18 protein-coding genes are annotated in these 20040 nt (G+C 68.0%); 11 read left to right on the top strand and 7 right to left on the bottom strand.

Translation table 11 applies throughout. The annotated features are described in order from the left end of the window. Positions 1-21: 21 nt before the first annotated feature. Genes BM417_RS17890 through BM417_RS17905 form a run of 4 tightly spaced genes read left to right on the top strand, consistent with a single transcriptional unit; the run spans position 22 to position 4303 of the window. On the top strand, positions 22-2811 hold the full coding sequence (locus BM417_RS17890) for a BTAD domain-containing putative transcriptional regulator (RefSeq protein ID WP_143138694.1): 2790 nt from the start codon (positions 22-24) through the stop codon (positions 2809-2811). A gap of 39 nt (positions 2812-2850) precedes the next feature. Further along, entirely contained in the window at positions 2851-3480 is a 630-nt protein-coding gene (locus BM417_RS17895; RefSeq protein WP_093594932.1) for a nitroreductase family protein, read from the top strand. 28 nt (positions 3481-3508) lie between these two features. Beyond that, entirely contained in the window at positions 3509-3901 is a 393-nt protein-coding gene (locus BM417_RS17900; protein WP_093594935.1) for a contact-dependent growth inhibition system immunity protein, read from the top strand. A gap of 45 nt (positions 3902-3946) precedes the next feature. Continuing rightward, positions 3947-4303, top strand: a complete 357-nt coding sequence (locus BM417_RS17905; RefSeq protein WP_093594938.1) for a septal ring lytic transglycosylase RlpA family protein — start codon at positions 3947-3949, stop codon at positions 4301-4303. Positions 4304-4433: 130 nt separating this feature from the next. Here the strand turns inward: BM417_RS17905 and BM417_RS17910 are convergent, their stop codons facing one another. Together BM417_RS17910 and BM417_RS17915 are read right to left on the bottom strand one after the other, a co-directional pair. After that, the gene (locus BM417_RS17910; protein WP_093594941.1) at positions 4434-4721 is read right to left on the bottom strand and encodes a hypothetical protein; all 288 of its coding nucleotides are present in this window, start codon (positions 4719-4721) and stop codon (positions 4434-4436) included. Positions 4722-4749: 28 nt separating this feature from the next. Then, positions 4750-5715 carry a hypothetical protein gene (locus BM417_RS17915; protein ID WP_093594944.1) on the bottom strand — a complete coding sequence of 322 codons (966 nt, stop codon included), beginning with the start codon at positions 5713-5715 and terminating at the stop codon, positions 4750-4752. Between the two features lie 256 nt (positions 5716-5971). Here BM417_RS17915 and BM417_RS17920 point away from each other — a divergent pair, with 256 nt between their 5' ends. Beyond that, positions 5972-7036, top strand: coding sequence for a DUF418 domain-containing protein (locus tag BM417_RS17920; protein ID WP_177320475.1), 1065 nt, complete (start codon positions 5972-5974; stop codon positions 7034-7036). 329 nt (positions 7037-7365) lie between these two features. After that, a complete protein-coding gene (locus BM417_RS17925; RefSeq protein WP_093594949.1) occupies positions 7366-8526 on the top strand; it encodes a flagellar basal body-associated FliL family protein in 1161 nt (386 codons plus the stop codon). Positions 8527-8646: 120 nt separating this feature from the next. Here the strand turns inward: BM417_RS17925 and BM417_RS17930 are convergent, their stop codons facing one another. Together BM417_RS17930 and BM417_RS17935 are read right to left on the bottom strand one after the other, a co-directional pair. Further along, positions 8647-11802: a glycosyltransferase gene (locus BM417_RS17930; protein ID WP_093594952.1), complete on the bottom strand. Its 3156-nt coding sequence runs from the start codon at positions 11800-11802 to the stop codon at positions 8647-8649. 20 nt (positions 11803-11822) lie between these two features. After that, positions 11823-12566 (bottom strand): class I SAM-dependent methyltransferase, encoded by a 744-nt coding sequence (locus BM417_RS17935; RefSeq protein WP_093594955.1) that lies wholly within the window; start codon positions 12564-12566, stop codon positions 11823-11825. Positions 12567-12915: 349 nt separating this feature from the next. On the opposite strand from BM417_RS17935, the gene BM417_RS17940 reads away from it, so the two are divergent. The 3 genes from BM417_RS17940 to BM417_RS17950 all read left to right on the top strand — a co-directional run bounded on the left by BM417_RS17940 (position 12916) and on the right by BM417_RS17950 (position 14324). Beyond that, positions 12916-13290, top strand: coding sequence for a hypothetical protein (locus BM417_RS17940; protein ID WP_093594958.1), 375 nt, complete (start codon positions 12916-12918; stop codon positions 13288-13290). A 376-nt stretch (positions 13291-13666) separates the two neighbouring features. Further along, positions 13667-14011 carry a hypothetical protein gene (locus BM417_RS17945; protein ID WP_093594961.1) on the top strand — a complete coding sequence of 115 codons (345 nt, stop codon included), beginning with the start codon at positions 13667-13669 and terminating at the stop codon, positions 14009-14011. A 91-nt stretch (positions 14012-14102) separates the two neighbouring features. Further along, on the top strand, positions 14103-14324 hold the full coding sequence (locus BM417_RS17950; protein WP_093594964.1) for a hypothetical protein: 222 nt from the start codon (positions 14103-14105) through the stop codon (positions 14322-14324). Here BM417_RS17950 and BM417_RS17955 read toward each other — a convergent pair. Next, a complete protein-coding gene (locus BM417_RS17955) occupies positions 14321-16102 on the bottom strand; it encodes a gamma-glutamyltransferase family protein (protein WP_093594967.1) in 1782 nt (593 codons plus the stop codon). The genes BM417_RS17950 and BM417_RS17955 overlap by 4 nt on opposite strands. A 335-nt stretch (positions 16103-16437) precedes the next feature. Between BM417_RS17955 and BM417_RS17960 the strand changes: the two genes are divergently transcribed. Further along, the gene (locus tag BM417_RS17960; protein ID WP_093594970.1) at positions 16438-17196 is read left to right on the top strand and encodes an SDR family NAD(P)-dependent oxidoreductase; all 759 of its coding nucleotides are present in this window, start codon (positions 16438-16440) and stop codon (positions 17194-17196) included. A gap of 32 nt (positions 17197-17228) precedes the next feature. Here BM417_RS17960 and BM417_RS17965 read toward each other — a convergent pair whose 3' ends face one another. Further along, complete coding sequence (locus tag BM417_RS17965; protein ID WP_093594973.1) at positions 17229-17714, bottom strand: hypothetical protein; 486 nt, start codon at positions 17712-17714, stop codon at positions 17229-17231. Positions 17715-17750: 36 nt separating this feature from the next. Continuing rightward, positions 17751-19394, bottom strand: coding sequence for a TM0106 family RecB-like putative nuclease (locus BM417_RS17970; protein ID WP_093594976.1), 1644 nt, complete (start codon positions 19392-19394; stop codon positions 17751-17753). Between the two features lie 82 nt (positions 19395-19476). Here BM417_RS17970 and BM417_RS17975 point away from each other — a divergent pair, with 82 nt between their 5' ends. After that, positions 19477-19911, top strand: coding sequence for a DUF6474 family protein (locus BM417_RS17975; RefSeq protein WP_093594979.1), 435 nt, complete (start codon positions 19477-19479; stop codon positions 19909-19911). Positions 19912-20040 lie beyond the last annotated feature (129 nt).

The following is a 20040-nucleotide window of genomic DNA, read 5'->3' on the forward strand; positions in this document are numbered from 1 at the left end:
GCTGACGACAGGACGAAAAACGTGATAATCCGGCTGCTCGGACCGCTCGAACTCACCGGTCCGAACGGAGCAGTCCAGCTCAGCAGTGCGGGACAGCGAACCCTGGTGGCACGGCTGGCGCTGAACCCGGGAGAGACGGTGCCGAGGAGTGCGCTCGTGGACGCGCTCTGGTCGGACGACGCACCGGCGACCGCCACGAAGACCCTGCACAGCCTGCTCGCGCGGCTGCGCGGCCAGATCCGCGACGCCGGGCTCGGTGAGTTGATCACCACCCGCGAGCCGGGTTACGTGTTGAACGCGCCTGCGGACACCGTTGATGCCGCACGGTTCGAGGCGCTCGTCGCAGCAGCACGGCACAGCGACGAACCGCTGCAGTCCGCGAAGATGCTGCGCGAGGCCCTGGCGTTGTGGAGCGGCGACCCGCTCGCGGACTGCCGGCCGGGCGAGTGGACGCGGCAGGAGTCCGCGCGGCTCACCGACCTGCGGATGGACGCGACCGAGGACCTGATGGAGGCGTCGCTGGCGCTCGGCGAGCACGCCGCGGTGGCGCCGCTGGTCAACTCGCTGGTCGACCAGCACCCGTTCCGCGAACGGCTGTGGGAACAGCTGATGATCGCGCTCTACCGGTGCGGGCGGCAGGCCGAGTCGCTGGCCGCGTTCCAACGGGCGCGCGGGGCCCTGATCGACCAGCTGGGCATCGAGCCGGGCGTGCGGCTGCGCGACCTCGAACAGGCGGTGCTGACCGCCGATCCGCGCCTCGACCTGCCCGAACGCACGCCGGTCCCGGTGCGCGGCAACCTGCCGGCCGACCGGTCGAGCTTCGTGGACCGCCCGGAGACCGAGCACGTCGCCGACCTGATCAGGAACCACCGGCTGGTCACGCTGATCGGCGTCGGCGGGGTGGGCAAGACGCGGCTCGCGGTGCACGTGGCGCGTGCAGAGCAGCCACCGGACGGCGTGTGGCTGGTGGAGCTGGCGGCGTTGCGCGACCGCGCCCTGGTCCCGCACACGGTCGCCGAGGCGCTGGGTGTGGTCGACCAGACCGGACGCGGGCAGCTGAGCGTGCTCACGGAGTTCCTGGCGGGCAAGGACGCGTTGCTGGTGCTGGACAACTGCGAGCACGTCGTGGACCACTGTGCGGTCCTCGTGGACACGCTGCTGCGTGTTGCTCCGAATCTCCGTGTCATCGCCACTTCCCGCCGCGCGCTACGGGTCTATGGCGAGCAGGTGATGTCCGTGGCGCCGTTGTCCGTGCCGTATCCGGCGGCGACGTTGTTCGCCCAACGCGCTGATGCGGCGATTCCCGGCTCGTTCGTCATCACCCGCGCGAACGAGCAGGCCGTCACGGACCTGTGCAAACGGCTGGACGGCATCCCGCTGGCGATCGAGATGGCGGCGTTGCGGGTGCGCGCGCTGACGCCGGCGCAGCTCCTGGAACGGCTGGACGACAGGTTCCGGGTGCTGACCGACGGCGGGCGCGCCACGTTGCCGCAGCACCAGACCCTGCTCGCGACGATGGAGTGGAGCTTCGACCTCTGCTCGCCGCGCGAACAGCTGCTGTGGGCACGGGCGTCGGTCTTCGCCGGCAGCTTCGACCTGGCCGCGGCCGAGGCGGTGTGCTCGGACGAGTCGCTGACCGCGGACTTCATGTTCGACGCGGTCGACGGGCTGGTCGACAAGTCCGTGCTGCAGCGCGAAGAACACGCGGGCGTGGCGCGCTATCGGTTGCTGGAGACCATGCGCCAGTTCGGGCAGACGCGGTTGCGTGCGAGCGATGAGGAGCCACGGCTCAAGGCGCGCCATCGTGACTGGTACGCGGGCATTGCCCTGCAAGGGGAACGGGCCTGGTTCACGCCACGGCAAGCCGCGACCGTGGGAGCGATGACGGCGGAACGCGGCAACCTGCGAGCGGCGCTGGAACACTCGCTGACGACTCCGGGAGAGGCCGACTCGGGGCTGCGGCTGGCGGCGACGCTGTGGTTCTACTGGGTCGGCTGCGGGCGGTTCGCCGAGGGACGGCACTGGCTGAACTGGGCCTTGTCGCTCGAGACCCAGCCGTCGCAGGCGCGCTGCAAGGCGTTGTGGGTCACCGGATACCTGGCGACGTTGCAGGGCAACACCTCCGCGGTGCCGGCGTTGCTGGAGCAGTGCCGCGCCGAGGCCGCGTTGCTGGACGACGAGGACGCCGACGTCTACGCGACCTACGTGCAGGGCGCGGCGGCCGTGTTCGACGACGACCTGCCGTTGGGCGCGACGTTGCTGGCCGAGGCCGACCGCCGGCACGCCGAGCTCGGGCACATGGACAGCAACGTGGTCATGGCGCGCGTGGCGTTGGCGATCACCGTGGCGTTCGGCGGCGAACTCGACCGTGCGGCGGAGATCTGCTCCAAAGCACGGGTTGTGTGTGAGGAGAACGGTGAGCTGTGGGCGCGCGCGTTCGCGTTGTACGTCCTGGCATTCGTCGCGATGGGACGCGGTGACATCGTCGAGGCCCGTGAGCTGGCCACTTCCGCGTTGCGCATCAAGGAGAAGTTCCACGACCTGCTGGGCATCGCGGTGTCCGTCGAGCTGCTGGCGTTGATCTCCGTGGTCACCGGGTCCGCGTCGCACGCCGCGCTGCTGCTGGGAGGCGCGGACCGGGTGTGGCAGTCGGTCGGCTTGCCGCTGTTCGGATCGGCGAACTTCGCGGCGTCGCACGACCAGTGCGTGGCGTTGTGCCGGCAGGCGTTGGGCCCTGAGGCGTACGAAGAACACTTCACTCGCGGCGCGGCGATGACCGTGACCTCGGTGGTCGCGGCCGCGCAGTCGTGACGCAGGTTCCGTGCAACCGCAGGTGAGCAGGCTGTCCGGATGAGGACCAGCGTGCGCACGCCCGACGCGGGAACCGTCGAGGAAGTGCTGAAACTCGCCGCCAGGGCACCGTCGTTCGGCATCGTTCCGCCGTGGCGATGGCGAAACGGCAACGAGTGCCTTGAGCTCGTGACGACGCGCACGGACCAGACGGCGTTGCTCGCGTGTGGTGCGGTCCTGCACCACGTCCGGGTCGCGTTGTCGGCGATGGGCTGGGACTGCCACGTGCTGCGGACTCCGGGCCCGGACGGCCAGGTCGCGTCGGTGCACCCGCGCTGGGAGCTCGACGCGTTCTCGTGCGAGGTGGCCTCCGCGGCGGCGATCTCGTTGCGCAGGGCCGATCCGCGGCCCTACTCGGCCGACGACGTGCCGGACTCGGCGCTGACGTGGCTGCTGCACGCGGCCCACGCCGAGAACTGCGAGATGGAACTTGTCGCGCGACGCAACGGCGCGCTGCTGCGCCTGCTCGGGCACGACTGGCTGAGCGTGGGCGAGGCGGTGAGCGCCGTGCTGCTGGCGTCGACCGTGTGGGGCCTGGCGTCGCAGGCGTTGCTGCACGAGGGCGAGGTGCTCGTCCGCGTGGGCTGGCAGTCGCCCAATGCCGAACCGTTGCCTCAGTCAGCCCGCTAGGGCTTCCTTTTGCGTGGACCATGGGTGCGTGGACCGGGACAGCACGCTCGCGCACCTGAGCGAAGACGACTGGCACAGACCCGACTCGTCGTCGACCCAGCTCTACCGCGACCTATGCGCGTTGCGCGACCTGCCGGTGGGACAGCTGACGCCGACTTCGCTGCACCTGCTGGTGACGCATCAGGTGGGGCTCGACGTGACCGCGCTGCTGGCGCTGGAACACGTCGAGTGCGACCCGCTGCGATCGGTCGCCCTGTACCCCGGTGATCTGCTCGCCGCTCTACTGAGAGTAGATCACTCCTTCTGGTCTGATCACCCTGAGTTACTGGCCAGGATGTCGGGGATCCTTGATCGACTTCGCACGCTGCCGGAGGGCGACTGGCACCTCCTGGTGTCCGCGGCGGAGCAGTTTCCCGGTTAGGCGCGCGTTAGGCGCGTCTTTGCCGGTGCCTGAGTTCCTTGCACCATGGCAAAGACTCTCGCGGCGGCCGGCCTCACGCTGGCCTCTCTCGCCGCCACCGCTGTGCTCTTCTCCCCCGTGGCCTCTGCCGAGACCTGCAAGGCTTCCTACTACTCCGGTGGCGGCACGACGGCCAGCGGCGAGCGCTTCGACCCCAACAAGCTCACGGCCGCGCACAAGACGCTTCCGTTCGGCACGCGCGTGAAGGTGAAGAACCGGTCCAACGGCAAGACGGTGACCGTGCGGATCAACGACCGCGGCCCGTTCATCACCGGCCGGTGCGTCGACCTGACCCCGAAGGCCTTCAAGACGATCGCGCCGCTGTCACAGGGTGTAGTCGGCGTTACGGTCACCAAGGTTTGATTGAACCGAAAACAACCGGTTCGCTTGACCCAATCGAGTGAACGGGATAGGCAATCGGAGTGTTGGCGGCGATGAGTGGGCCTGGTCGGCTCGCAACCGGAGCTCTCCTAGGCGCTGTCGTCGCCGCGTTTTACGTGCTCGCACCACTTGTCGGATCGCTCGCGTCGGGCGATCCGGCAGGGCCGGGAAGCGACAGTCCGGCCCGTGTGTCACTGATCAACACGCCTTCGCTGATCCCGACGGAGACCGAGACCCCGTCACAGACAGTGGCGTCCAGTTCGTCGTCAGCGCCGTCTTCCTCTTCCAAGACAACGACTACGACGACCACCACGACCACCACAGTGGTGACGACTACGACCACCAAGGCGCCGCCCGTCACCACCACGACCACCCGGCCGCCGACCACGACGACGACCACCAAGCAGTGTGGACTGATCTTCTGCTGATCAGACGGTTCCGCGGCGCTCGTAGATCGCGTCGAACCGGCTCGTGTCGTGCAGCCCGTGCCGCAACAACCGCGCGGCGTCAACGAGGTTCTTGTCCTCGCGTGCCATCGGTTCGCTGACGTGGTCGAGACACGCACCGACCAACTCGTCGTGGCTGGGCAGCGCGAGTTCCGGGTACAGCTCTTCAACGCGCGCAGCGAACCCCGCACGCAGGTAAGCGACTTCTTTGGGCGCGTACACACCCTTTGCGATTCCGTGCTCCCACATCCAGAAGGCGAGCTCGACGAACGTCGGCCGTTCAGGCACAGCGTCATGCGAAGCCGTGCGCGCGGCCAACAACCTCGCGCAATAACGCCACCACGACCGAAAGTCCTCCGGCGTCTGCCTTTCAGCCCAACGGATCCTCTCCTCCACCGGCATCGCGGCAAGCGCTCTCAGCTGCTGCCACACCACCCGGTGGTCGCCGTCGAACGAGATCGTCAGATCCTGCCCGAACGCAGTGAAGATCTTCCGCACACTGCCGGGCCGGAACTCGGGATCCACTCCCACGTAGAGCGTGACCTGCGCGTCCGGCTGCCAGTACAGCTGATGCCCGAACTCCGGCCTGCCGACCGCGACCAGCTCGACCCGACGCCGCCCCAGCTCGGCCGCGAGCTCGTCGAACATCACCACCCCGCCGAACCGCCCGTACTTCGCGGCCACGGCGTCATCCAGCCAGTCGTCGCCGTACTCCAGCCGATGCGCCTGCACGGCAAGGTGCTCGCCCTGCCAGCCCAGCTCGCGCTCTCGCCGGTACCAGCCGACCTCGACCAGCCCGTACGACCGCCAGTACGCGCGCCCGCTGCGGTTCTCCCCGCCGAGCCCGCCCATGACCTCGGCCGCGACGTCCGGGCCCAGGTTCGCGTCGAGCCCCAGGACGGTGCCGGTCTGCACGACGTCGGCGAAGAAGCCGACCTTGGCACTCACCGCTTCACGACCTCCAAGCCGGTGCGAAGTGCACTGACGAATTCGACCGTCACACCGCTGTGATCACTTTTGCTTCGCTCGTGACGAGTCGACCACACTTCGCCCGGACAGCATCGGAAACCACTGAAAGCCATGCTTTCGCGAAGTATATTCGCAGGTCGCACACCGCAGTGGTGCCGTGAGATGGCTGGGGAATCAGATGCACACAGTGAGCAAGCGGTCGCTGGCGCCCGACCTTGCGCGCGGCTTGATGTTGATGTTGATCGCACTCTCGCACGCGCATTCGTTCATTCGGGGCCACCCGACGACCCATCGCTACTACCCGACGGACGGCAGTTCGCTCGACAAGGCGATCGCCGGTGTGCAGATGGTCTTCGTCGACGGACAACCGCTACCGCTGTTCGCGGCGTTGTTCGGCTACGGGCTGGTGCAGATGGCAGGCCGGCAGGCCACGTGGCCCGTGGCGCGCTGGGTGGTCATCAAGCGCTGCTTCTGGATGATCGTGCTCGGCGGCCTCCACGCGTACTTCCTGTTCGAGGCCGACATCCTCGGCACCTACGGCGTGCTCGGACTGGTGTTGGTCAGCACGATGGTGTGGCGCGACCAGTCACTGCTGGCGCTCGCCGGCGGGTGGATGGTGGTGCACCTGGCCTACATCGGCCTGTCCTCGGCCGGAATCCTCAAGGTCGACGGGGTGCTGCCGGAAGGGATCGAGACCTGGGCACTGCACACCGTGGTGTGGCCGGCGGCCGTGCTGGTCCCGATGGTGCTGGGCATGTGGGCCGCACGGCACCGAATGCTCACGGAACCCGAACGACACGTGCGGTTCCTGCGCAACACGGCGATCGCGGGCATCGGATTCATGATCGTCGGCTGCTTGCCGCTCGCGCTGAAGGTCGCGCAGGTGGTGGACTACGTGCCGAGGCCGCTTGCCGTCATGCACACCGTCAGTCTGCTGCCCGGCGGTCTCGGCTATGCGGCGTTGATGGGGTGGATCTCGGCACGTGTGAAGAAGCCGAACCTGCTGATGGTGGCGATCGCGGCGGCCGGTGAGCGTTCGCTGACGTGCTACATCCTGCAGTCCGTGTCGTGGACAGCGCTGTTCACGATCGGCGGTCTCGGTTACGAGATCGGCGTCGCGCAGGCATCGCTCATAGGTATTCTCACCTGGCTCGCCACCGTCGTGTTGTCGCTGGGCATGCATCTCGCGGGCATTCGCGGTCCTCTGGAGGTACTGCTGCGGTTCCTCACGTACGGGCGGCGCAAGCAGAAACGTCCTGTGGCCCAGCCGACACCCGTGATGGCCGAACAGTTCAGGTAGCGCCCGTAACGTCACGCAACAACAAACGGCTGTTGATATCCGCACCAACCGGGATCAACTTATCGATGATCACGTTCTTCTTCAGACCGATGAGCTGGTTCGAACGCCGGTGGCGACAGCGACGTCGTGCTCAGGACACGTGACCTGATCAGGACGTCCAACCGGCCGATCTGAAACACCCATACGCCGCTATCACTACGAGTCGATAACTCGACCATCGGACCATCAGGATCGAGTCGCGACCAACAACTACCCTCAGCCAGAAGTCACTCGTGAACAGGTGCGATAATGACGCGGTTTCAGGATGAGCGCATCGGCAGGGGGCCACTGTGAGTTGGCAGGACGAGCTGCAGAAGCTCGACGCTGAGTTGGCTAGCGGCCGCGTGTCCGCCGATGAGTACCGGCAGCGCCGCGACGCCATCCTGGCGGGCAACACCGGTGGGCAGCAGGACGGCGGCTCACTCGCGCCTCCAGCACGGTGGCAGACGATGCCGCCGCCGGAGAAGACCCAGTACATCAAGCCGGTGACCGGTCCCCAGCCCGTTCAGCAGGCGCCGCAACAGAACGCGCCGCAGCAGAACTCGGACAAGACCCAGGTCGTGTCCGTCAACGGCGGCGGCCACAACCCGGACGCCACTCAGGTGGTGCCGGGCAGCGGCGGGTTCCCCCAGCCGAACTACGGACAACCGCAGCAGTTCGCCCAGGGCGGCGGCTGGCAGGGCGGGCAGGGCGGACAGGCCGGCGCACCACCGCCGTGGCTGAGCGGCGACCAGGACTCCTTCGCGCAGCCGTCGTGGAACCAGGGTCCCGAGGTCTTCGACTCGGCCGGCAAGTCGTCCGGCAAGGGCAAGAAGATCGTCGGCATCGTGATCATCGTGCTGCTCGTGGCCGGCCTCGGCGTCGGCGGCTATTTCTTCTTCACCAGCAAGAAGGACAACCAGGCGCAGCCACCGGTTGGCCAGAGCTCGACGCCGGCCACCCCGACCGTCAAGCCGCTCCCTGATCCGCCCGCGCAGAAGCCGGACGCCGGCACGACCACCGACTCGGTCTTCGGTCCGCTGCCCGGTACCGAGCGGCCAGGAGGCGGGCAGTTCGACCTGCCGAAGATGGCGGCGCAGAAGCTGTTGGTCGGCAAGACCACGGACGCGCTCATCGCCGGCGGGATGACCGAGGCGACGCTCAGCACCACGATCGACGGCAAGAACACCCTGAGCATCATCGTCATGGCGGTCTCGGACCAGGCCGCGGCGAGCAAGGTGGTAGCGGGCTACCTGGAGGACCAGGCCGCGCTGAAGGAGAACAAGGACCTCGCCTACAAGGGCGTCAAGGTCGTCACCGACCCCGCCAAGAAGGTCCTGCGCGGGGTCTACGTCTACTACAACAAGGCAATCGTCGTGGAGGTCTTCACCTCCGAGGGCAGCGCGGCGGAGACGCAGTTCAAGCAGTTGTTGAAGGACCAGCTCGACTTCGCTCCCCCGACGGTGCGGTAGTCGGCACGTCGCACGCGAACGGGCACTGCTGCTTCGCCCGTCACCGATCCGGCGCGTAGCGTTCCTGATCCGCAGACAGCACAAGGGCCCCGAGGCGACTCGGGGCCCTTGTGCTGTCTTCTACTTGAGCAAGCCTTCCAGCATCGTGCGGGCGGCCTGCGGGCCGAACTGTTCCGCGACCTTCTCCTTGGCGGAACTGGAAAGCCGGTACCAGAGGTCGTCGTCCCGCATCAGCCGAACGATCGCGCCGGCGACCTCCTCCTCGGTGTCACCGACGAGCACGTCCTGCTCCGGCACGAGGTGCATGCCTTCCAGCGCCAGGGTCGTGCCCACCACCGGGACACCCTCGCTGACGCTCTGCCCGATCTTGCCCTTCACCCCGGCGCCGTATCGCAGCGGCGCCAAGGTGATTCGCGCCCGCGCGTACACCGGACCGAGGTCGTCGACGAACCCGACGACGTCCACGCCGGCGTCCTCGTCGTGCAGAGCCTGCACGTCCTTCGTCGGGTTGGAGCCGACGATGCGCAGCGTCGCGTCCGGGATCTCCTTGCGCACCAACGGCATGATGGACTTGGCCAGCCATTGCGCCGCGTCCCGGTTCGGCAGGTGGTCGTACCCGCCGATGAACACCAGGTCGGTGCGACCGTCCACAGAGGCCGGTGTCCAGTCGACGGTGTGGACGTTGGACAGCACCCGCACGTCAGCGGTCGGCACCAGCTTTCCCAGCAGGTCCTGCTCCGCCTCGGACACCACGAACGTCACGTCGGTCGCCCGGACCAGGCCGAGCTCCAGCTCGCGCGCGGCGTCGGCCTTGCGGCGCAACCCGAGCGCGCTCTCGGCGTCCCCGTCGCGTTCGGTCACCGCTGCCTGCCGCTCCAAGCGGAGGAAGTGCAGATCGACGGTGTCGTAGGCGATGACGCACTGCGGCGCCCGCGTGCGCAGCTCCTCCAGCATGATCCAGGCGACGTTGGGCCGGGACAGCAACGCGAACGACAGCTCGGAGGCCACCTCACGCAGGAACTGCCACTGCCGCTCGTTCTGGGTCAGCACCGTGATGCCGAGCTGGCGGAGCTCATCGGTGTCCGGCTGGTGCTCACTCCAGTTGGCGGGGAAGAACACGACCCGGCAGCCGAGGCCGACCAGCTCCTCGAGCACCGCGCGCATGCGCACGGATCCGGAGTCCATCCTGGTGAGCGGCACCTGGTGGTCCATCACCAGCACCAGCGGGCCACCGCGGTCGAACGGGTCGCGCTGGCGAGCGAGCCACAGGTTCGCCTCGCTCGGGCCCGGCAGCTGGCGGCTGAGCGCGTCCGCCCACTTCTCCGCGAACACCGTGCGGTTGAGCTCCTGGTGCCGCTTCACGCCGCTGCTGACGTCCTTGCCGTGCGAGATGCCCTCGTGGTGCACCACCACGGACTTCGGCTGCACGACCACGCGATGCCCGGAGGCCCTGATCGCGAACGCCAGGTCGGTGTCCTCGTAGTAGGCGGGCGCGAACCGCGTGTCGAACCCGCCGACCCGCTCGAAGAGGTCACGCCGGACCAGGATCGCCGCGCCCGAGCAGTAGTCGACGTCGCGCAGGACGTTGACGGCCTGGTCGTTCGGATCGCCGTTGCGGCCGTAGTTCCAGCCTGTCGCGTCGGACCAGACGATGCCGCCGGCCTCCTGCAGAGTGCCGTCCGGGTAGACCAGCTTGGCACCGACGAGGCCGATCCTGTCGTCCGAGTTCGCGGTCTCGACCAGCGCCTCCAGCCAGCCGGACGTCACCTCTGTGTCGTTGTTGAGAAAGAGGAGCAGCTCGGAGCGCGCTTTTTCGGCGCCGAGGTTGCAGGCGCCGATGAACCCCAGATTGCGCGGTGTGCGGACCAGCCGGACGCCGGTGCACGCCGCGAGCTTCTCCGCGCTGTCGTCCGGTGAAGCGTCATCGACCACGATGACCTCGAACGGCACAGTGGAGTGCACGCTGTTGATGCTCAGCAGACACTGCCGCGTGTACGACCACTTGCCGTGCACCGGAATGATGATGCTGACCAGCGGCTTGTCGCTGGTGTGGACGGCGACGGGCGTGCGCGGCTCGGCAGGCGTGTGCGGCACGACGCCCGGCTGCCGCCCGAGAGCCCTCTCGTAGGTGTCGCGCAACGGGCCCCCGCGCGGTGCCACCTTCTCGATGACGCTGCGGTACTTGCCGAGCGCGCGCTGCACCAGCACGTTCTGCTCGTCGACCTGCCGGCGTAGCCGCTGCACCTCGGCCTCTGCCCGAATCGCACGCTGCTCGAGCACGCTGGCCGAGTCCTGCATCCACTCGATGACGGCCGCCGACCGGTCGGCGTTGCGCGACGTCTGATGCAACTCGGCGGAGAGGCGCTCGCGTTCGACGCGCGATTCCGCCACCGACTCCAGCGCGGCCAGCTTGTCCCGCTCCTCGGTCTGGCGGTGCTGCTCCAAGGTCTGGATCGTCGACTTGAGCTGCTCGACCTCCGCCCTGTCGGCCTCGTACAGCGCGCGCAGCTGGCCGACGCTGCGTTGCACCAGCGTCAACTCGGGGTCGAGCATGATCGCGGCCGCGGGCAGCGACGGCAGTGAGCCCTGCGAGGCCACCGCGAACAGGTAGGTGTGCGGCAGACCGCGCTCGACCGACCACGTGTCGCCGTTCGGCCTCGCCGTGTGCGCGCTGACCGCGCCCTTGCGGGTGCCGGTCGCCGTGATGACCGAGCCGACGGCGACGTTCTGCCGGAACATCGCGACGTTGGCGAAGTCCGCCTTCAACAGCTCGCCGAACTCGCGCTCGGTGAGCTCCTTGAGGTGGAACTCGTTGCAGTTGTCGTGCTGGTGGCTGTAGACCTCGGTGTCCGGCGTGCTGATCAGCAACAGACCGCCGGGCGCCAGCCGTGCGCGGACCAGCTCCATCAACCCGGCGTGATCCGTGACGTGCTCGATCGCCTCGAAGCAGGTGATCACGTCGAACTGCCCCGCGTCGGCCAGCACCGCGGGGTCGGTGATGGATCCGACGACGAACCTCAGGCTGGCGCCGCCGTAGTTCAGCTGAGCGTGCTCAACCGACGGTGCGTCGATGTCGACCCCGACGACCTCCGCGGCCGCCTCGGCGAGCATGGCCGCGCCGTAGCCCTCACCACTGGCGAGGTCGAGGACCCGCTTTCCCGCAGCGAGATCCCTCGCGAGCGCGTAGCGGTGGTAGTGCTCGTACACCACCTGGGTGTCCTCGGTCCACGGGACGCAGCGCTCTCCGGTCCACTCGATCCGGCGATCCAGCTCCATGAATCTGTCTCCAGCGCCTTTCATCGGCGGGTGCTTCGCAACAGGGCGAAGGCTCGTTCGTCACGGTCGGCGTGTGCGGGATCGGAACCTTCCGTGGCCCCCACGCTGACGTAGTCCTCGACCGTCCACCCGGTCCGCTCGAAGATCCGGCGAAGCCCGGCCTCGGAGAAGATCCAGAAGTTGGTGGAGTCGTTGTTGGCCTCGGTCGGGTGGAGCAGATAGGCCACCGGCAGGTGCGCGAAGTCGGTCCCGTGATCGGGTGAGAGCTGCGCGATCCTCGTCGACACCACCAGGCGGTCGACGCGCTTCGCCAGCTCCTCGAGCACGTAGTACGGGTTCTTCAGGTGGTACAGGATCCCCAGGAAGAACACGAGGTCGTAGTGGTCGCGCGGCAGCCTGAACTGGGTGTCGAGGTCGATCTCGTGGATCTGCACCTCCGACGCGAGCTCCTCGCGCATCCGCCGCGCGCCGCGCACCCCGTTGAAGTTCGTCGGCGCGTTGTCGATCAGGTCGACGGAGCACCCGAGCCGTTGCTCCAGGAAGAAGGCGAAGTCGCCGTCCGCCGCCCCGATGTCCGCGACCGTGCCACCCGCGACCTGCGCGAACAGGTCCCTGCGTGCGCCGGTCAGCATGGCGTCGAGGTGGAAGATGTTCGCCATCGTGTCGTACGGGTACCAGTCGAAGTCGACCTGTACTTGTTCCTTGCGCGTGAGCAGCTCTTGCCTGAAGTCCAGAGCCTGCTTCTTCACGACCTCGAAGTCCACGCCTGGGATTCTGCCCGACCACGCGCTGTCGGCGTGGCGGGTACGTACAACCTCCTGGCGGTGCTACACGTCTAACTGTGTAGGTCACCCATCCCGGAGGCGACACATGTTGATCACCGTGACATTAGTCACATTAGGCGGTTTGGCCTTCTTGGTGCGAACCGTAGCGGCCGTCCTGGCCGTTTCCCCTTCCAAGAAGGGCAACGATTACCCTGCGCCACAAACGTCCGCCAATTGAGATACTCGTTCGGAGTACGTCTTACGGCGGAACGTTGACTTACCGTACGATCCTTTCGGGTCGTATGACTGATCAGTCACCCGAAGGGGACCTCACAGGGGTAGGTGCGCCATGGACCACGCACTGAACAAGGTCATCGAGCTGCGCGAGAGTGGCTTTCAGTTCCTCCATCTGAGGGACGACGCCGGGCAGCTCGACCGAATCATGGCGTTCAAGCAGCGCAGAGGCTTCATCGACTCGATCCTGTTCTGGTCGGAGACGGAAGCGCGCGCAGGGCGTCTGCCGGCGGTCCGCGACTCGGCCCGGCCGGCTCAGGCCGTGTGGATCTACGAGGGCCCGTTGGTCGAGGCCGTGGACAGGCTGCTGGACCTGCCTGAGCCCGGTGCTCGCAACGCTCCTTCGTTGATGAAGGCGACCGCGTCCGATCTGGCTGTCGTGACAACGCTGCCGTTCAAGCTGAAGCTGCCGCCGGGGGCTATCGCCTAGGCCGTTGGTTGTTTTCAAAGTCGCCGCGGATTGCGGCGACTTTGAACGCTGCCAGCTTGGGGGCGGGGCGATGACAAAGCCTGTCTTGGTCGCGAGTGGACCTGTTGTGTCCAATACGACCAGAATCGTGACGTTCGGTAGCTCGCCAAGGTCGTTGATGAACGTGCACAGACCGCAGATACATGAAGGCGTGCGCGCACGACTTCATGTCCCGGGCCGGAACGAAACCAGGCCTGTACGCGACATCCGCGTGGCGGGGCCAGGACCGGGTCTGCACGACCACAGCGCACTGGCGCCCCCTAAAGGATGAAGAACTTCCCTCGCCTGAGTTACGCAGCTTGATGTAGAGGGCCCGGACACAGAAACGTTCGCGCCCATGAACCTCAGGAAGACCGTCACGGGGGCCGCTGTTGCCCTCGGCAGCGCTACCGTCATGCTCGGCCTGGGTGGTATCGCACACGCGGACACCGGGTCCGTCGCCGCTCACACCGCGCCCGACCTGGGTGGCCAGCTGGGCGACATCGCCACCGCCGGCGACCTCGCGTCCGTGAACACCGCGGACACCGCCGGCAAGATCCAGGCGATCAACGCGCAGGACGTGGACGTCAACGCGCTCGTCGAGAACGTCGACGCCGGTGCCACGGGCCTCCCGGCCTCCACGCTGCTCGGCCTGAACGAGCCGCACGGCGTGCCGACCGGTGCCGCGTCCGTCGACATCTGATCTGACTGACCAGTACTTCCTGGCCGGGGCGGCGCCCGATTCCCTCCCCCTCGAATCGGGCGCCGTTCCACTTTTCTAGGAGCGAAACGTCTTGAGCATCAAGAAGATCGTCGCTTCCGCCGGTATCGCCGCGGGTGCGATCGCTGCCATGGCGGGCACCGCGAGTGCCGCGCCGCAGCTTCCCGACGTCGACCCGATCGGCAAGATCAGCGAGCTCGGCGACAGCGCCGGGGTCAGCACGCTGCACAACTTCGGCGGCGCCAACGTGGAGATGATCCACGACGGCACCAAGGTCGTCGACAGCCAGAGCTAGCGACCTGCCGCGTAGCCCTGCGCGCCGCGTGCGTTCGCGCCGGCGCGCAGCAGTCCGTCGAAGGCATCCCTTGCCACGGCGGACATTCGGCCCAGGGTCCACTCGCCGGCGTCCACGACCTGGTGGCCACGCGATCGCAACGCATCCAGGACGTCCGCGCCGGCGCGGGACTCGATGACGAGTTCGCCCGGCGTCCAGGCCCTCGGGTAGAACGAGCTCGGGAACGCGTTCGAGTGCCACATCGGCGAGTCGATCGCCTCCTGGAGGTTCAGGCCCGCGCGGTGCGCCAGCCAGAAGCCGAGCTGCCACTGGTCCTGCTGGTCTCCGCCGGGGGTGCCGAACGCCAGCGCGGGACGGCCGTCGCGCAACGCCATCGACGGCGACAGCGTGATCCGCGGGCGCTTGCCGGGGGCCAGTGAGTTCGGCAGGTCCTTGTCCAGCCAGAACATCTGGGCGCGGCTGCCCAGGCAGAAGCCGAGCGACGGGATCGTCGGCGAGGACTGGAGCCAGCCGCCGGACGGGGTCGCGGAGACCATGTTGCCCCAGCGGTCCACGACGTCCACGTGCACGGTGTCACCGCGCGTCACGCCGGAGCGTTCCACGGTCGGTTCGCCGATCGCGCCCGTCGGGTCGGAGATCAACGTCGACGGGCCGCTGATGATGTGCTTGGGCAGCAACGGTTCCCGGCCGTCGGGCGAGCCCGGCCGAAGGTCGAAGGACGCCGAGTCGGAGATCAGCGCACGACGTTCGGAGGCGTAGGCGCGCGACAGCAGGGTCTCCAGCGGCACGTCCGGAACGTCGCCGTACCAGGCCTCGCGGTCGGCGAACGCCAGCTTCGCGGCCTCGACGGCGAGGTGCACGGTCTCGGCGGTGGGCTTGCCGTCCACATAGGACAGGTCGTAGCCCTCCAGCAACCGCAGCTGCTGCACCAAAGCGGGTCCCTGCGTCCACGCGCCGGCCTTGACGAGCGACCACTCGTCGAAGTCGGCGACGACCGCGTCCTCGTACGACGCCTCCCAGGACGCCATGTCGGCACCGGTCAGCACACCCGCGTGGTCGCGGCCGGAATCGTCGCGGAACTCCGAACGGCAGAACTCGTCGATCTGCGCCGCGACGAACCCCTGCGACCAGGCCCGGCGCGCGGCCTCGATCTGCGCCTCACGATCAGAGCCGGCGGCCTCGGCTGCGGCCAGCAGCCACTCCCAGGTGTCGGCGAGCTTCGGGTTGCGGAAACGGCCGCCGGGAGCCGGCAGGACGCCGTCGGGCATCCACTGCGCGGCGGACGTCGGCCAGTGGTCGCGGAAGAGGTCCGAGACGAGCCCGATGGTGTGCGCGGCGCGTTCGACGAGCGGGAAACCGTCGCGGGCGTAGCCGATCGCCCGGTCGAGCACGTCGCGCAACGACTTGGTGCCGTGGTCACGCAGCAGAGTGAGCCAGCCGTCCCACGCGCCGGGCACCGTCGCGGCCAGCAGCCCGCTTCCCGGCACCAGTGAAAGACCCAGGTCGGTGTAGTGCTCGATCGACGCTCCGGCGGGCGCCACGCCCTGGCCGCAGAGCACGCGCGGGGCCGCTCCGGCGGCCGAGAAGATGATCGGCACCTCGCCGCCGGGGCCGTTGAGGTGCGGTTCCACCACCTGCAACACGAAACCGGCGGTCACGGCGGCGTCGAAGGCGTTGCCGCCGTCCTCCAGCACCGCCATGGCCGACGCGGAGGCCAGCCAGTGGGTCGAAGCGACCATGCCGAAGGTGCCGACGAGTTCGGGGCGAGTGGTGAACACCCAATAAAGGTATGCGACGCTAACTATTTTGTGTGACTCCAAGTGACGTATGCCCTAGACCCGAACGGAGCAGCGTCCGGTCGGCGTACGACTTTGGTCGTAGCGGACGGTGACAGATCTCCTACCAGAGGTCTACCGGCGCGGCCGATGTTTCGAACACGCTCGAACGGCACAGTTCTGGACATGGGAATTCTGGGTGTCGCGACGATCTTCATCGGCCTCGCGCTCGTGGCAGCGGTGCCGTTGGTGGCCCTGCTCCACTGGACCGACCGTTGAGTTCGAGGTAACGAGCGTTAACCTCCTCGCGAGCAGTTCGCTTCGAGGAGGATGAAGGCATGGAGATCTCGGGTACCGCGGCCATCGTCACCGGTGGCGCGTCCGGTCTCGGCGGCGCGACCGCACGTGCGCTGGCGGCGCGTGGAGCGCAGGTGTTCGCTCTCGACCTGCCGAGCGCCATCGCGAACGCCGACGCGATCGAGAACGTCACCTACCTGGCCGCCGACGTGACCTCGGGCGAAGAGGTCCAGGCCGCCGTCGACACCGCTGCCGGTTCCGGCGCCCCGCTGCGCATCACGGTGAACTGCGCGGGCATCGGCCCGTCGTCCCGCACCGTCGGCAAGACCGGCCCGCACGACCTCGACCTCTACCGCAAGATCATCGAGGTCAACCTGATCGGCTCGTTCAACGTCCTGCGCCTGGCCGCCGCGGCCATGGGCAAGACCGAGGAGCTGGAGCACGGCGCCCGCGGCGTCATCATCAACACCGCGTCGATCGCCGCGTTCGACGGCCAGATCGGCCAGGTCGCCTACGCCTCGTCCAAGGGCGGCGTCGTCGGCATGACCCTCCCGGCCGCCCGCGACCTGAGCAACGTCGGCATCCGCGTGCTCACCATCGCGCCCGGCATCGTCGACACCCCGATGCTCGCCACGGTCTCCGACGAGTTCCGCGCGGGCCTCGCCGCCGGCGTGCCGTTCCCGAAGCGCCTGGCCCAGCCGTCCGAGTACGCGCAGCTCGCGCTCTCGATCATCGAGCACGACTACCTGAACGGAGAGGTCATCCGCATGGACGGCGCTCTCCGCATGGCACCCCGCTAGAGATCGCTCATCCAGGGGCGGTGTCGCTGATCTCAGCGCACCGCCCGATCTCGGTTCTGCGGTTGAGCAAGGCGGGCTCGCCACCCCCGCACGTCATCGACGGGAACGAGCAAGCCACCCCTGAACTCCGGGTCAACTTTCTCGTCCAACGCCTTTAGCAGCGCCCTGTAGTGAAAGTCGTGCTCGCGACGTCGTGGTGCGGTGTCGACGAGCAGGTGCATCATCCGACGCAGGTTGTTCAGCTCGTGCGCCGCATCGTGCTGGCTCGACCGCAACAGAAGGTAGATCACCGAGGAGCACAGCAGCGGTGTGCTGATACGCCGGATGCGCCTCTTGTGCCAAGACCCTTCGATGACCGCGATGCCCAAATTGCGCTTCTGCGTGCCGCCGGACATCCAGTCCAACGCGCGGAAGTAGTTTTCCTCGCTCTTGCTCTGATACGTGAGCCACGTCGTCGTGGCAGCCAAGACCCACCCGCCAAGCGCCACGACGAGCGTCACGACGGTCGTGACATTCACATCACACCTCCCTGCGTCCGACGTATGCCGAGGGACTCAGAGCTCTCCGGCAAAAGGCAGACGCGACATGGCGTCCGAGGTCATCCACTCGCGCAGGCGATGGGTGGCCCGGACGTCGTCCTCGTTGTACTCCAGCAACCGCCGCCGCTGATCGGTGTCGAGCTCGTCGCCGTTCATCCCGACCGCGGACCGGTACCAGCGCATGGAGTTCTCGCCGCCTGCCTCGGGATCGCGCCACGAGAACCCGGCCACCGGCGCGATGACCTTCAGGCCCTTGCCGTGCGCGCACAGGAACTGCTCGCGGACGATCCCGAACAGGTCGACCCACGAGTCCGAGTTGATGAACTCCTTGATCTGCGCGATCGTCGGAATCCCCGGCTTGCCCGCGAACCGTTCCGCCGACGCCAGCAGCCAGCGGTTCTCCGCGAGCTCGTTGTAGCAGTAGGCGCGGAACGACAGCCCGCGTGCCTTGGCCCGCAACCGGATCCCGGTCAGCCAGGTCCAGAACTCGGCGAACGAACGAGCCTCGTCGTCGCACGGCAGCGCGTCCCACGTGACGAAGGCGCGGTAGCCGTGCTCCTCGTCGATGTCCTTTCCGGACAGCAGGCAGCCCCACATGTACGCGCCGAGGTCGCCGAAGCTCTCCATGTCGACGTCGACCTCGACGTCCGCGCGCGGCACGTTCATCTCGGGCACCCTGCGCACCAGCGTCAGGTCGCGCAGCCACGCCCGCGCCAGCACCACGGCGTCCCCGAACGGCATGCCGACGAGCTGGATCGGACCGGGCGACGCGGGATCGAGCTCGGCCAGCTCGTCCACAGTGGACAGGCCGATCTTCCGCAACGCCACCGCGTCCTCGCCGCGCACGACGAGGCTGACGTCCCGGCCACGCTTGAGATCGTTGTCGCAGGTAGGCCACCACGGACACGTCTTGCAGTCGACGATCCGCGACGGCCGGGCGAGCGGTTCCTGCTCGTTCGCCGCCGCCAGCGCCACGGCCAGCCGGTCGCTGAACCGGGCGTCGTACTCGGCCAGCGCGTTGCGGCCGCCCGGCCACGTCGGCGCCTCCAGGTCGTGCCACAGCACCACGTCGGCGTCCATGCCGATCACGCCACCCGTGGCGCGACCGTTGCGCGCGTAACCGGCGGCCTGGAGCTGCCGTTGCGCGTGGGCCAGCCGCAGCTGATCACGGGGCTGGGGACGGACCTTGCGATGCGGGTCCGTGCGGCTGCCGTCGGGCAACGGCATCGTCAACGGGCTCGTGCGCGCGCCCTGGCCTGGATCGGTGATCTTGTGCCGGACCACGAGCACCGGCACGTACCCGGAGGAATCCTTGACCAGCAGGTCGATTCCGCCACGACGGCCGCCGCGTGGATCACGGGGCAGGGCGGCGCCCCAGATGTACTGGGCGCCCATCTCCATCGCCGCGAGCGTCACCCGTTCCCGGTCCGCACTGCGCACATCGGGTCCGCTCGGCACCTCGAAGAGGTTCGAGCCGACGATCCTGCCGAGCGCGTCCGCCACCGCACGCCGATGGCTGTTCGCGTCCGCTTTCCGTTGTTCCGAAGCCGGATCCGGCGCCGCCTTGGGAGCGTCGCGCATCTCCGGATCGTTTTCGAGGTGCACCCGCCGCCGACAACGAGTGACCACGCCGGCGTCTAGCTGCACCTGGGAAGTCACAGGATGAGGGTATGTCGCGCGTCGGGGAGATGTGTCGGCAACCTGGGCAGTAAGTTTCACGTGACGGAGGAGGTGTACCCGAATGGCGCGCAAAGCGAAGGCCGGCTTCACGCCCAGCAGGGCCAAGAACCTGGTCGGTGTCGCGAAGGTGGTGGCGCCCGCGCTCATTCCGGTGCTGGCCCCGGTAATCGCCCGCGGAGCTGGGGTTTTGAGCGAGCAGTACGACCGCTATCGGGCGCGTCGGCTCGGCATCGACGTCGCGGACATCGGTAAGTACTCGGGATACGGCGCCCGGCTGCACGCGCGAATTGTCGGCTTCTCCGAGTCGATGGAGACATTGCGGGCAACTGATTCCGATTGGGTTTCGAAGACCGAGGCGCGGCTCGCTCAGCTCCTCGCCGCGGTGCGCGCGTCCGAGCGCATGCCGACGGCCCGGCGCAAAGCAGCGCACCGGGCCGTCGGGACTGATCTGGAGATGCTGGAGCAGGAGTTGCTCAGGCGCCTGAACGTGCGCTAGCAAGATCAACCGCCCTGAGGGCAGCCCCCACCCTCCCGGGGGACCGGCCCCGCTCCAGTTTATCGGGATACGGGCTGGTCAAGCTGCCGCGTTGACGGGCTGGCATCGTGATCACGCCCGTGAGTCCCG

It is taken from the genome of Lentzea waywayandensis (assembly GCF_900115955.1).
Taxonomy (GTDB): Bacteria; Actinomycetota; Actinomycetes; order Mycobacteriales; family Pseudonocardiaceae; genus Lentzea; species Lentzea waywayandensis.